The organism is Streptomyces sp. NPDC059861 (assembly GCF_042731435.1).
In the GTDB taxonomy this organism is placed as follows: domain Bacteria; phylum Actinomycetota; class Actinomycetes; order Streptomycetales; family Streptomycetaceae; genus Streptomyces.
Map to the genome: position 1 here is coordinate 48,502 of NZ_JBHWJQ010000015.1, position 12,334 is coordinate 60,835.

General features: G+C 69.6%; 10 protein-coding genes and 1 pseudogene. 4 read left to right on the forward strand and 7 right to left on the reverse strand.

All coding sequences use genetic code 11. The annotated features are described in order from the left end of the window. Window positions 1-338 precede the first annotated feature (338 nt). Window positions 339-1,412 (reverse strand): hypothetical protein, encoded by a 1,074-nt coding sequence (locus ACFV6X_RS15765; RefSeq protein ID WP_385383186.1) that lies wholly within the window; start codon window positions 1,410-1,412, stop codon window positions 339-341. A gap of 588 nt (window positions 1,413-2,000) precedes the next feature. On the opposite strand from ACFV6X_RS15765, the gene ACFV6X_RS15770 reads away from it, so the two are divergent. Next, a complete protein-coding gene (locus ACFV6X_RS15770; protein WP_365455901.1) occupies window positions 2,001-2,441 on the forward strand; it encodes an OsmC family protein in 441 nt (146 codons plus the stop codon). A 26-nt stretch (window positions 2,442-2,467) separates the two neighbouring features. Here the strand turns inward: ACFV6X_RS15770 and ACFV6X_RS15775 are convergent, their stop codons facing one another. Both ACFV6X_RS15775 and ACFV6X_RS15780 read right to left on the reverse strand, forming a co-directional pair. Continuing rightward, window positions 2,468-3,265 (reverse strand): hypothetical protein, encoded by a 798-nt coding sequence (locus ACFV6X_RS15775; RefSeq protein ID WP_385383189.1) that lies wholly within the window; start codon window positions 3,263-3,265, stop codon window positions 2,468-2,470. Window positions 3,266-3,408: 143 nt separating this feature from the next. Then, window positions 3,409-4,629, reverse strand: a complete 1,221-nt coding sequence (locus ACFV6X_RS15780; protein WP_385383190.1) for an Ig-like domain-containing protein — start codon at window positions 4,627-4,629, stop codon at window positions 3,409-3,411. 229 nt (window positions 4,630-4,858) lie between these two features. Between ACFV6X_RS15780 and ACFV6X_RS15785 the strand changes: the two genes are divergently transcribed. Continuing rightward, on the forward strand, window positions 4,859-5,560 hold the full coding sequence (locus ACFV6X_RS15785; protein WP_385383193.1) for a response regulator: 702 nt from the start codon (window positions 4,859-4,861) through the stop codon (window positions 5,558-5,560). A gap of 19 nt (window positions 5,561-5,579) precedes the next feature. After that, complete coding sequence (locus ACFV6X_RS15790; RefSeq protein ID WP_385383196.1) at window positions 5,580-7,385, forward strand: sensor histidine kinase; 1,806 nt, start codon at window positions 5,580-5,582, stop codon at window positions 7,383-7,385. A 346-nt stretch (window positions 7,386-7,731) separates the two neighbouring features. On the opposite strand, the pseudogene ACFV6X_RS15795 reads toward ACFV6X_RS15790, so the two are convergent. Then, window positions 7,732-7,917 (reverse strand): annotated as a pseudogene (locus ACFV6X_RS15795) (NADP oxidoreductase); the annotation flags it as partial. A gap of 334 nt (window positions 7,918-8,251) precedes the next feature. Between ACFV6X_RS15795 and ACFV6X_RS15800 the strand changes: the two are divergent. Continuing rightward, a complete protein-coding gene (locus tag ACFV6X_RS15800) occupies window positions 8,252-8,710 on the forward strand; it encodes a hypothetical protein (RefSeq protein ID WP_365455883.1) in 459 nt (152 codons plus the stop codon). A gap of 89 nt (window positions 8,711-8,799) precedes the next feature. Here ACFV6X_RS15800 and ACFV6X_RS15805 read toward each other — a convergent pair whose 3' ends face one another. The 3 genes from ACFV6X_RS15805 to ACFV6X_RS15815 form a co-directional block, all read right to left on the reverse strand. After that, window positions 8,800-10,260, reverse strand: coding sequence for a GH1 family beta-glucosidase (locus tag ACFV6X_RS15805; protein ID WP_385383199.1), 1,461 nt, complete (start codon window positions 10,258-10,260; stop codon window positions 8,800-8,802). A gap of 65 nt (window positions 10,261-10,325) precedes the next feature. Next, window positions 10,326-11,237 (reverse strand): carbohydrate ABC transporter permease, encoded by a 912-nt coding sequence (locus ACFV6X_RS15810; RefSeq protein ID WP_385383202.1) that lies wholly within the window; start codon window positions 11,235-11,237, stop codon window positions 10,326-10,328. A gap of 16 nt (window positions 11,238-11,253) precedes the next feature. Continuing rightward, window positions 11,254-12,270: a carbohydrate ABC transporter permease gene (locus ACFV6X_RS15815; protein WP_385383205.1), complete on the reverse strand. Its 1,017-nt coding sequence runs from the start codon at window positions 12,268-12,270 to the stop codon at window positions 11,254-11,256. Window positions 12,271-12,334 lie beyond the last annotated feature (64 nt).

Consider the following 12,334-nt stretch of genomic DNA (forward strand, 5'->3'; position numbering starts at 1 on the left):
TGCTCGTGCGAGGCTCACGGCCACAGCGGAACCTTGACCGCGCGATCGCCGGGACAGCCGCCCATGGCATGCGGAAGTGCGCGGCCTCCGTAGGGAGACCGCGTGAGGAACGTCGTGCGCGCGCAGGTGCGCCAGGTCCGCATGAGAGGGACGGTCATCGACCGGCAGGCCCTCTGCTGCGAGCGGTCCCGGCAGCTGGTCACGACGGGGTGATTGATCGAGCGCGGGTGCAGCACCCGCACCGGATCGGACACGGAGCGCGTCTGCGCCCGGCGCCGCTCCCGCGGTCACCGGCCCAGGTGGGCGGGCCGGTGACCGCGTCGGGATCTACTTGCGTCCTACCACTGCGGGGCGGGGGGCGTGGGCAGCGACCGGAAGTCGGCGCCCTGCTTCCACTTCAGCCCGCTGGACAGCCCGGCGTTGTGGACGTAGTAGACGAGCGGGCCGCTGGACGTGGCCAGCGGCGCGGTGTTGGTCCACCCGTAGGCCCAGTCGGCGCTCGACGCGACGACGGAACCGTTCCGGGAGATGCCGTAGGACGCCATTCTTCCGTCGTAGTCGCGCATGACGATGGCGCCGTAGCCGTTGTCGGTCAGGGCGATGGACGGGGAGAAGGTGGAGTAGGAGCCGGGCACTTCGGTCGGGCCGGTCCACGTGGACTTCCCGTACTGCTGCCGGGCCGTGTAGATGTGGAAGTTGGTGCCGTTGAAGGCGAGGACGACCTGGTCCCAGGGCGCGGGGTCGTCGCCGTCGTTCACCTGGGCCGCCAGGGAGGGTGCGTCCTTGCTCAGGGCGCCCGGCACGATCGACGGGGCGGCGTACGTCGTGGTGGGCGCGTCGTAGTACATCGTGTAGATCTCGTCGCTGGTCTGGCTGTTCCAGGCCAGCATGTACGAGTTGTTCGGCAGGGCGGCGGCCGCCACGGACTGGTGGTCGTAGGTCCGCGCGTTGTTGGGGACCTGCGTCGCGGCCGGCAGGGTGGCGGGCAGCTGGTAGCTGGTGGTCAGCTGTATCCGGTGCTGGTAGATATGACCGTCCTTACCGGTGTGGAAGATCCGGAAGTTGCCCCGGCCACCGTCGTTCGTCCAGATCACCGTCGGCGCGGCCCACGACTGCGCGTGGTCGGGGGAACCCGCCGTGGCCGGCAGGGGGTAGGCGGGGCCGTTGTTCAACGAGACCCAGATGTAGTCGTTGTTGGCGCCGCCCCACGCGTGGAGGATGTTGCTCCGGTTGTCCCGCGCCTCGCCCTCCATGGTGTTGCTCGCCACCTGACCGCTCGCGTAGGTCAAGGGGTGCCACTGGTTCTCCTCACCGGGAAGGGCGGGGATGGCCGAAGCCGGCGCCGCGGCGACGACGACGGCGGTCGCGGTGGCGACGAGCGAGACAGCTCCCAGTCGAACTCTCTTCAGCATGTGGGACACGTGTACTCCAAGGTGCTCTGAACGACGGCGGCGCAGACCCCGACCGATACGGGTGTCTGCACGAGTAGATAACCGACTGGTCATCTACCACCAGGCGATCCTAGCAGGATTCTTGACGGGTCAAGCATCATCCTGAACGGTACGCTATGAGGGTCGGCTGTCAGGGATGGGTGCCCTGTCCGGGTGCTGGCGCCGTCCCCCAAAGCGGCCGGTGCCTGGTGCCGTCGAAACGGTGGGGCTCCGACCGCTTCTTTCTCCCGGCCTTCGGCGCCCACCTGATGCCATGCTCGACCTGACGACTGTGGGGTAGCCCTTCGCGGCCTGCGCAGACAGGACGGGGACCGAGGAAGGCAGGACAGCGACTCGGCGCTCACACGCCGGGACGTCACTCCAGCCGTCGGACCAATGGCAGCCCGGCCCACCGCGCCCGACGACCGATACCGATTGCCCGGCGCCGGCGCCGACGGCCGCAGCACCTCTGCGCAGGGACGCCCCCGGCCGTGGCGCGGACTTGGCCCGTGTCGTCCCGGCCGGTCGGTCGCCGTGGCGCCGTGCGTCGGCGCGACTAGTGTCGGCGGCATGAGCGAGAACTCGAAGCGTTCGGTCGTCGTCGAGCGCACCAGTAGCGGCCAGTTCGTCGCGACCAACGCCCGCGGCGGAACGATCGGTTTCGGCACGGCCTCGGACGACGGGCAGGGCACCGGGTTCACCCCGGTCGAGTTGTTCCTGGCCGCGATCGGGGGCTGCACGGCCGCGGACGTCGACGTGGCCACCGGCCGCCACGCGGAGCCCACCGGGTTCTCCGTGGCGGTGACGGGCGACAAGATCAGCGACGACCTGGGCAACCGCATGACGAACCTGGAAGTCACCTTCACCGTCGCCTTCGCGGACGACGAGGGTGCGGAGCGCGCCCGCGCGATCCTGCCCCGCGCGGTCAAGGCGTCCCATGACCGTCTGTGCACGGTGAGCCGAACCGTCGAGATCGGCACCCCCGTGACCGCGACGATCAGGGACGCATGACGTCCGGGAGGTGTCCGCGCGCCGCGTCACCGGCGAAGTGACCCGGCGTCTCCCATCACGACCACCGGATGCGCTTCGGGGTCGAGCGTCAGCAGCAGTTCCCTCATGTGCGGCTTCTTCAGGCTGACGCAGCCCTGCGTGGGCCCCTCGTGGTCGACGTGCAGCCAGATGCCGCCGCCCTTCTCGGCGCCGAGGGGACGGGTCCAGTCCAGTGGGGAGAGGCCGGGCTCGCGGTTGTAGTTGATCGCGACGACGTAGTCGAAGGAGCCCGACAGCGGCTCGCCCAGGACTCCGGTGCCGTTGATCGTGAAGCCGGGCGACTGGTCGTACGGCAGTTCGGTGCCGGGGTCGGGCAGCAGGCCGCCCGCGTCGGTCAGGGTGAACACACCGATGGGAGAACGCCGATCGCCCAGGCGGTGGTCGTCGGTCCAGCCCTTGTAGGCGTTGTGGGCGGGCCAGGTCGCTCCCGGCTGCCACCCCGCCTCCGTCCGGCGGTAGACGGTCACCTCCGAGTCCGAGGAGTTCTTGCCACGGCCGGTGACGAGGACGACCTGGCGGGTCTTCCGTGGGATCTGGGCGAGTGTCCGGGGGCCCACGCCTGGCAGCGGCGTGGGAGCGGCCGTCGGGCTTTCCCCACGTTGTCCGCCGGCGGGCAGGGGCTTCGCCTGCGACGTGCCAGATCCCGGTGACGGGCTTTCCGTCATCTCCCGCGCCGTGGCGCCGGTGTCCGGCCGGTTGTCGTCGGACCAGGCGCCGACACTTCCGCACCCGGTGAGAGTCGCGGACAGGGTCAGCGCGAGGGCCGGTATCGCCAGGCGGCTCATGGACATCGTTGTCCGCCGGTCGGGACACGGTGTGTTCGAACGCGTCGGTGCGACGCGAGGGAGCGAAGCCATGTTGATCAGCCTGTAGGGCAGTTGTGAGGAACTGGTCAGCGCGGCCGGTTCGTTGTGGGGGGAGTGGGTCCTCACCGCGCGGAACCCGCCTTCCAGTCGTGCCACGGCATGTTCCAGCCGTTCAGGCCGTTGTCGGGGGCGATGGTCCCGTCCTGCGAGTTCCGCACCACGACCACGTCGCCGAGCAGGGAGTTGTCGAAGAACCACGCGGCGTCCTGCGAGGGGTCACCGCCCCCCTGCACATCGTTGAGTCCCACGCAGCCATGGCTGATGTTGGACCGGCCGAACACCGAGTCGTCGCCCCAGTAGTTGCCGTGGATGAAGGTGCCCGAGGTGGACAGGCGCATGGCGTGCGGGACGTCGGGGATGTCGTATTCACCGGCGAACCCGACGGTGGCGCCGTTCATCCGGGTGGTGCTCAGCTTCTCGGAGATCACCATGCGGCCGTTCCACGTGGGTGAGGACGGGGCACCGGCCGTGACGGGTATCGTCCGCTCCGTCCGCCCGTCGCGGACGACCGTCATCCGGTGCGTGGCCGCGTCCACGGTCGATACCTGGCTGCGGCCCACGCTGAAGCGGACGGTTCTGTCCTGCTCACCGTAGGCGCCCTCGGCGCCTCTGACGCCGTCGAGGCGGATGCGGACCGTGACCTCGGATCCGGCCTTCCAGTAGTGCTGTGGGCGGAAGTCGAGGCGACGCGCGCCGAACCAGTGGCCGACGACCTCCTGCCCGCTGCTGGAGCTGACCTCGATACCGGACTCCACGGCCTTCCGGTCGGTGATCGCCTTGTCGAAGGTGAACGAGACGGGCATCCCCACGCCGACCGTGGACTTGTTCTCCGGCGTGTAGGTGGCGGTGAAGCGGTCGGCCTCGGCGAGGGTCGTGAAGGTGATCCTCCTGGTCGCCGTCGCTCCGCGGCCGTCAGTGGCGACGGCTGTCAGCCGGTAGGTCGTGCCGTGTTCCAGGGCGGCGTCCGGGGACCATGCCCGCTCGCCCCGCGCGAGCCTGCCTTGCACGGGGCGGCCGTCCACGGTGACCAGTGACGCCTCGGTGATCGTGCCGTGCTCGACCACGACACGGCCACCGCTGCGGACGGAGACGTTCTTCTGCCCGTCGGAGGCGTGGAGAGCTATGCGGGGTTTTCCCGCCGCACGGTCGGAGGCCGACGACTCGTCCGGGCGGTTGTCCCCCGACTGCGCCTCAGGGCCACATCCGGCCAGCACGCATGCCGAGACGGACAGCAGGGCCAGCGCCCGGGCGAGGCGGGGCAGGTCGGTAGCGCTGTGGTGCATCGTGTCTCCGTCGTGTCCGTGAACGGTGTGCTCCACGCAGGCGTGGAACGTGACCGGCCCCGGCTTCGACGAGCGCGCAAGGCTGTTGGACGTCACCACGGCAGCGCCCGCACCGCGCGCCCCCCGGGGCATGCCCCAAGGCTGACGTGGACTTATCAGGAAGTTGTCAGGGTGTGGGAAGGGCGACCACCCGGCCGTACGGTGCTCGCGGACGCTTAGAGTCGGCGTCGTGTGCGCACATGTCCTGGTCGCGGAAGACGACCTCCTGCAGGCGGAACTCATCCGTCGACTGCTCGTGAAGGAGGGCCATGACGCCGTCGTGGTCTCCGACGGGCGGGCCGCGATCGACGAGGCCCGCCGCCACAGGCCCGATCTGGTCGTCCTGGACCTGATGCTGCCCGGAGTGGACGGGTACGGGGTCTGCCGTGTGCTGCGCGAGGAGGAGGACGTGCCGATTCCGATCCTGATGCTGACGGCCCGCTCGACCGAGGACGACCTGCTCCTCGGCCTGGACACCGGCGCGGACGACTACATGACCAAGCCGTACAGTCCCCGGGAGTTGATGGCACGCATACGTGCCGTGCTGCGCCGCACCATGCGGCCCTCGGAGCCGTCCCACGTCCTGCGCGCCGGCGCGGTCACCGTCGATCCGCTCCGGCACATGGCCACCTGCGACGGCACCGCTGTCACGTGCACGCCCGGCGAGTTCGCCCTCCTCCACGCGATGGTCGCGGAACCGGGCCGGGTCTTCACGCGCCGCCAGTTGCTGCACCACACCCGCGGCCACGACCGTGCCTCGACCGAGCGTGCCATCGACGTGCACATCATGAACCTGCGCAAGAAGATCGAACCGGACCCACGCAGACCGGTCCGGCTGCTGACGGTCTTCGGTATCGGATACAAACTCGTCGGCGGTCGCGATGACGGCTGAGCCCCGCCCGGGTATCCCCATGCGCAGAAGCCTGCTGGTACGGCTGCTGCTCACCTCGATGGTGATCACCGCGCTCTCCGTGGGCGCCACGGCATGGCTGGCGGTGGAGACCACCACCCGCGCCGTGCAGGAGGAACGCGGTCAGCTGCTCTCCGACGACACCGACATCCTGCGGCAGCTGAGCGGCTTCGCCGCCGGCCACGCCGACTGGGACGGGGTCCGGGCCACCGTGCTGGCGCTCTCCCGGACGACCGACCGGCGTATAGCGGTGACCACCGCGACCGGTCGCGTCATCGCCGACTCCGCCCCGGCGGGTTCCGCCCTGCCCGACCGTGCCTCGGCCACCATCGACCCCCTGCGCACCGACACCTACACCGAACCGGGCGCCCAGCTCTCCGGCGTGGACCCGCGGGCGGTGGGACCGTACGCACTCGACCGCGGCGAAGCCAGGTTCGTCCGGGAACTGGCCGAGCTACGTCTGTCGTGCATGCGGCGGCATGGCAGCGACGGCACCCTGCACCGGAGCCCCAGCGGACGCACGGTGGTCACCCCCGACGGCGGGGACGCGGCCGTCCCCCTGGAGTGCGCCGACGGGAAGATCAACACGCCGACCCGGACGGAAGCGGCGGCCCTGGAGGAACTCGGCGAACTGCTGCGGGACTGCTTCGGCTCCGGGCGGATCGCCTACGCCCTCAAGTTCGGCGTAGGCATCGACGTCGTCACCGAGAGCAGCAAGGCCCCGGCCTACTCCGGCGACCTCTCGGCCGAGGACCGGCAGAAGGCCAAGGACTGCCTCGACAGCGCGCGCCGCACCCAACTCGACCCGTTCGTCGCGCCCCGGGCACTCCTCTACCTGGGCAGCCAGAACCAGCGCATCTCGGTGTTCGACCTCTCCACGGCCAACAAGACCAAGATCGTCGGAGTGACGGCGGCGGTTCTCACCCTGAGCCTCGCCCTGACCGCGGCGGTCGCCATCCGCCTCGTCCGCCCCCTGCGCGCCCTGACGACCGCGGCCCTGCAACCACCGCAGCGGCACACACGCGTCCCCGTCACCACCAAGGACGAGACCGGAATCCTGGCCGCCGCGTTCAACGACCTCACCGCCCGCCGAGAGCAACTGGAGGCACAGCGCAGGGCCATGGTCAGTGACATAGCCCACGAGCTGCGCACCCCACTGACCAACATCCGCGGCTGGCTGGAGGCCACTCGCGACGGTCTGGTCGACGCGGAGCCGGACCTCATCGCCTCCCTGCACGACGAGGCCCTGCTGCTCCAGCACATCATCGACGACCTGCAGGACCTCGCCGCGGTCGACGCCGGCACCTTCGAACTGCACCGGGAACCCGTCCGCGCGGACGACCTCGTCGCCCAGGTCGTGGTCGCCCACCGCGGCACGGCCGACGCCGCGGACGTCGATCTGCGCAGTGACACCGACCCCGGCCTGTGGCTCGACGCCGACCCGGTAAGGATGCGCCAGGTCATGGGCAACCTCGTCTCCAACGCCCTGCGGCACACTCCCGCGCGCGGCAGCGTCACGCTCACCGCCCGGCCGGAGGGTGACGAGGTGGTCCTGACGGTCCGGGACACGGGTGACGGAATCGCCCCGCCGGATCTGCCCCATGTCTTCGAGCGCTTCTGGCGCGCCGAGAAGTCCCGCAGCCGGAGCACGGGCGGAAGCGGCCTGGGCCTGTCCATCGTCCGCCAGTTCGTCGAGGCCCACAACGGAACGGTGACCGCCGCGAGCACGCCAGGCGCCGGAGCCACGTTCACCCTGCGCCTCCCCGGCGGCCAACGGCCGGAGACCGGTGCCCGAAGCCGGGACTGAGAGCCCTGGCTCGTTCTCATGCTTCACAGTCACGACGCGATGTGCGCCACGCCGGCGGATGGAGGGGAGGCACGTGGTCGAAGGTGCGGCCGGTGACGGCGAGTGCCGCCCGAGGTCGAGTACCGCCTCACGCCCATGGCCCGAGAACTCCACGCTCACTGACCGGACGGGTTGGCTGGGCCGAGCGGCACCGCTTCCGGGCCGAGCGGCACCGCTTCGCCATCGCCGGAACCTGCTTACGACGCCGCGGTGGGGCGGAAACCCGACGCCGACTGACCAGCCCTGACCGGCGCTTGCGCTCCCGCGAGTCGCCGAGAGGTGGAGAGGAGGGACCGGTCCACCGTCGGACCGGTACGGCCAGTGGTCTCCCGTCGAAGACGGGCGGCCGCATGCGCCACACGTCCTCATGGCAGAGGTTGAACGCCTTGACCACCTGAGCTCCTGGTGCCGCCATGGTCAGTTGCCGCGCGGCTGAGGGGCCCCCTTCCGCCAGTAGCCGAAAGCCCGGCCCGACCGGATTAGAGCAGTCGAGCTGCTGTGGGTCGGAGAGGGAGCGGATGCCCGAGCCATCGCACCACCGCTGGCGTACGCGGCCGGACCGAATCACCAGGACACGGAGCGGTGACCCCTGGCCACACGGTCGAGCCGGCGCAAGGGAGATGGACCCGGGACCCGTGCTCCCCTCGAAGTGAGCTCTGCGTCGCTGCCCGTGCGATCGATGGAAAGTGGCACGGCCTCAGGCTGCCCGGCCCTATGGTGGGTTGGCCAGGCACGGGATCGAGGGTCTCGCCCGGGTGGGTCGCGTCATCGCGTCCTGCGGGTCTGGGCCGTCGATCGCGGTCGCACGAGGACCAGGAGGGTTCCCGTTGAACAGGATCGACAAGATCAGAGGCTGCGTGGTGTCGGCCGTCGCGGTCTGCGCCATGGCGGCGGGCACCGTCCTCGGCGGGGCAGGCGTCGCCTCGGCGACCGATCCGGACGATGCCCCACCCGGCTACGCGGGCCCGTTCTCGTACTGCAAGGGCAACGAACACGACGCCATTCACATTTCGGGTCCCAACAACGCGTACATCGGCGTCTGGCGCTCGATCGAGGGCAGCGGCACGTTCTGTGCGATGACCATGGACCGCATGGACGGCTTTCACCACATGGAGGTTCGCATCCGCCGCGTGGGCTGGCAGACCTCCTGGTACGACAACGGCTACTACGACAGGTACGCGGGAGCGATCTACGTCGCCGACGCGGAGATCCACTGCGCCTACATCTCCGGATGGGTGGAGATCAACGGCACCAAGTACCACGGGGGTGACACGGTCTGCAGCTGATGGCCCGGACGTGTCCCCTCTCGCCGGAGACGACAAAGGGCTCGGCGCGTGCGATTCCCCTCCGCACTCGCCGAGCCCCTCGGCCCGTGTCAGTCGCTCATCGGGTCCGGCGAGGACAGGACGCCCGAGCGTGCCACCTGGCCGTACCAGCGGGCGCTGGCCTTGGGAATGCGGTTGCCGGTGGGGTAGTCGACATAGACCGCGCCGAAGCGCTTGCTGTAGCCGTAACCCCATTCGAAGTTGTCGAGCAGGGACCACAGGAAGTAGCCGCGGACGTCGACGCCCGCCTCGATGGCGCGGTGCACGGCCGCGAGATGGCCTTGCAGATACGCGATTCGATCGGGGTCGTTCACCTCGCCCGCCGGGTCGACGTAGTCGTCGAACGCCGCGCCGTTCTCGGTGATCATGAGAGGCAGGCGAGGGAAGTCGCGCCCCATCCGGACCAGCAGGTCGTGCAGCCCGGTGGGGTCGACGGCCCAGCCCATCGCGGTGGTGGAGCCCGGCGGCAGGTGGAACGTCACGTCATCCGCGGCCGGCCAGGGCGTGTGCTCGCTCTTGCCATGACCGTCGGAACGGTGGCTGGAGCCGGCGGCGCCTCCCGAGACCAGGGTCGGGGTGTAGTAGTTGACGCCCAGGAAGTCGAGTGGCTGGCAGATCTCCGGCAGATCACCGTCCTTGACGAAGGACCAGTCCGTCAGGGACGAGGTGTCGCGCAGCAGGTCCTCCGGATACTCGCCCTGGAGCATCGGGCCGGTGAAGACGCGGTTGGCGAGGGCGTCGATCCGGCGCGCGGCGTCGACGTCCTCGGCCTCCTGGGAGTGGGGCCGCACATGGTGGATGTTGAGTGTGACGGAGACCTGTGCGTAGGAGGGCAGGTTCGAGCGGAGGGCCTGGACGGCCTTGCCGTGACCGAGGTTGAGGTGGTGCGCCGCACGCAGCGCCGCCACGGGGTCGGTACGCCCGGGGGCGTGGACTCCGGACGCGTAGCCGAGGAAGGCGCTGCACCAGGGCTCGTTCAGCGTGATCCAGGTCCGCACCCTGTCACCCAGCGCCTCGGCGGCGAGGGCGGCATAGGCGGCGAAGCGGTCGGCGGTGGCACGCTCGGGCCACCCGCCGGCGTCCTCCAGGTCCTGGGGGAGGTCCCAGTGGTAGAGGGTCGCGACGGGCTGGATGTTCTTCTCCAGCAGTTCGTCCGTGAGCCGGCGGTAGAAGTCCAGGCCCTTCTGGACGCTGGGGCCGCGTCCCGTCGGCTGGACGCGGGGCCAGGAGAGGGAGAAGCGGTAGGCGCCCACGCCGAGGTCGGCCATGATGGCGACGTCCTCACGCCACCGGTGGTAGTGGTCGGTGGCGATGTCACCGGTGTCGCCGTTGCGTACCTTTCCCGGCGTGCGGGCGTAGGTGTCCCAGATGGAGGGGGTGCGTCCGTCCAGGGTGGCGGCGCCCTCGATCTGGTACGCGGCGGTGGCGGTGCCCCAGGTGAACGACGAGGGGAACGTGAGGGCGGTGGGGGCCTCGGTCGAGGACAGGTCGTGTCCAGCGGCGATAACCACGAAGTACCTTTCGGAGTGTCGGTCGACGGGTGAAGGAGAGGAGGCAGGGCCGGGGGAGTGCCTCGTCAGCCCTTGACCGCGCCCTGCATGATGCCGCCGACGATCTGGCGCCCGAAGACGATGAACATCGCGAGCAGGGGGAGGGTGCCCAGCAGGGCGCCGGCCATGATCAGGGACTGGTCCCGGACGTAGCCCGCGCTGAGTTGGGTGAGAGCGACGGGGACCGTCGGGTTCGTCATGTCCAGCACGATGAACGGCCAGAAGAAGTCGTTCCAGGCGTGCACGAAGGTGATCATGAACAGCACTGCCATGGCGGGCCGGGCGACCGGGAGCACGATGCTCCAGAAGATGCGGAGTGAGTGTGCGCCGTCCACCCTGCCCGCTTCGACCAGCTCGTCGGGCAGCGCGTCGGCCAGGTACTGGCGCATGAAGAAGACACCGACCGCGCTGACCAGTGTCGGGAAGATGACTGCGGGCAGCTTCTGACCCCAGCCGAGGTCGGTCATCATGAGGAAGAGGGGCACGACCGCGAGCTGAGGCGGCACCAGCATCGTTCCGATGACCAGGGTGAGAAGGATGTTGCGGCCCTTGAAGCGCAGCTTGGCGAAGGCGAATCCGGCGAGGGTCGCGAACAGCACGGTGCAGGTGGCGATGGTGCCGGCCACGATCATGCTGTTCAGCATGGCCTTGCCCAGTGCGGCGTCCTGCCAGGCTCTTCCGAGGTTCTCGAAGAGGTGGGGTCCGGGCAGGAACGGGGGCGGCGTCTGCGATACACGGGTGTTGTCGGAGGAGGCCGCCACCATCGTCCAGTACAGCGGGAAGATCGAGGTGACCGCCGCGATGATGAGCATGATGTAGGTGACGGGGCCCGCGTGGTGCTGGCGGCCCGCGCCGATCGCCCTGGGCAGCCGGAGGCGACGCCTGCCGGGCACGGTCCCGGTCACGTCCCGGCCGGCCCGGAGAGTGTTCGTGGTCATGGTCGGCATCTCCTGGTCAGGACGAGCGCGCGGAGCGCCGCTTGAGCAGGCGCTGGACAGCGAAGATGAGGATGAGCAGCAGGAACATCGCCCACGCCACCGTGGCCGCGCGGCCCATCTGGTAGTTCTTCCAGCCCTCCTCGTACAGCAGCAGTCCGAGGGTCTGGTACTGGTTGTCCGCTCCGCCGGTGATGCCGTTCGGTCCCTGGCCGAAGATCAGGGGTTCACCGAAGAGCTGGGTGGAGCCGATGGTCGAGAGCACGATCGTGAAGACGATCGTGGGCCGGATGCCGGGAATGGTGACCTTGAGGAACTGCTGCCAGCGTGAGGCCCCGTCGATCGCGGCGGCCTCGTAGCGGTCGAGCGGGATCGCCTGCATGGCGGCGAGGTAGAGCAGGGCGTTGTAGCCGGTCCAGCGCCAGATGACGATCGTGGAGATGGCGATCTGCGCGGCCCACTTGTTGCTCTCCCAGTCGATGTTGTCGAAACCGACCAGGCTCAGCAGCCAGTTGATCATGCCGAAGTCGCGTTCGAAGAGCATGGTGAAGACGAGGGCCGCGGCACCCACCGACGTCGCGTAGGGCGTCAGGGCGGCCACCCGGAAGAAGGTGGATCCGCGCAACCGGTAGTTCAGCAGGTGCGCGAGGCCGAGCGCCATCAGCAGTTGCGGGACGGCGGAGAGGACGCCGATGGTGAAGGTGTTGGCCAGGGCGTTCCAGAAGCGGTCGTCCTGTGCAAGAGCGGTGTAGTTGTCGAGCGCGACCCACTCCATCATGTCCATGGAGGCGAGTTCGGCGCGATGGAACGAGATCCAGGCCGTGTAGATGAGCGGGTACAGACTGAAGGCGGCGAAGACGATGAAGAACGGGACGATGAAGGCGTAGGGCGCCCCGTTCACGTCCAGGCGGTGGAGCAGCGCGCTCCACCGGCTGTTCATCCGCCTCCGCTGACGCCCATGGGTGGGTCGGGCAGGGCCGGCCGGCTCTTTGGTGGGCTGTTGGCCGGCAGCCGCGGTCGAGGTCTGAGTGGCCACCAGGGGTCCTTAGGCGTGACGGTGTGCGGGTTGGGCGTACTCCGGCGGGCGTCGCGCAGGCGTG

What these genes read in the sequence shown, in the direction of transcription:
- ACFV6X_RS15765 (WP_385383186.1), bottom strand. Translation starts at nt 1,412, where the DNA reads ATGCTGAAGAGAGTTCGACTGGGAGCTGTCTCGCTCGTCGCCACCGCG.
- ACFV6X_RS15770 (WP_365455901.1), top strand. Translation starts at nt 2,001, where the DNA reads ATGAGCGAGAACTCGAAGCGTTCGGTCGTCGTCGAGCGCACCAGTAGC.
- ACFV6X_RS15775 (WP_385383189.1), bottom strand. Translation starts at nt 3,265, where the DNA reads ATGAGCCGCCTGGCGATACCGGCCCTCGCGCTGACCCTGTCCGCGACT.
- ACFV6X_RS15780 (WP_385383190.1), bottom strand. Translation starts at nt 4,629, where the DNA reads ATGCACCACAGCGCTACCGACCTGCCCCGCCTCGCCCGGGCGCTGGCC.
- ACFV6X_RS15790 (WP_385383196.1), top strand. Translation starts at nt 5,580, where the DNA reads ATGCGCAGAAGCCTGCTGGTACGGCTGCTGCTCACCTCGATGGTGATC.
- ACFV6X_RS15810 (WP_385383202.1), bottom strand. Translation starts at nt 11,237, where the DNA reads ATGACCACGAACACTCTCCGGGCCGGCCGGGACGTGACCGGGACCGTG.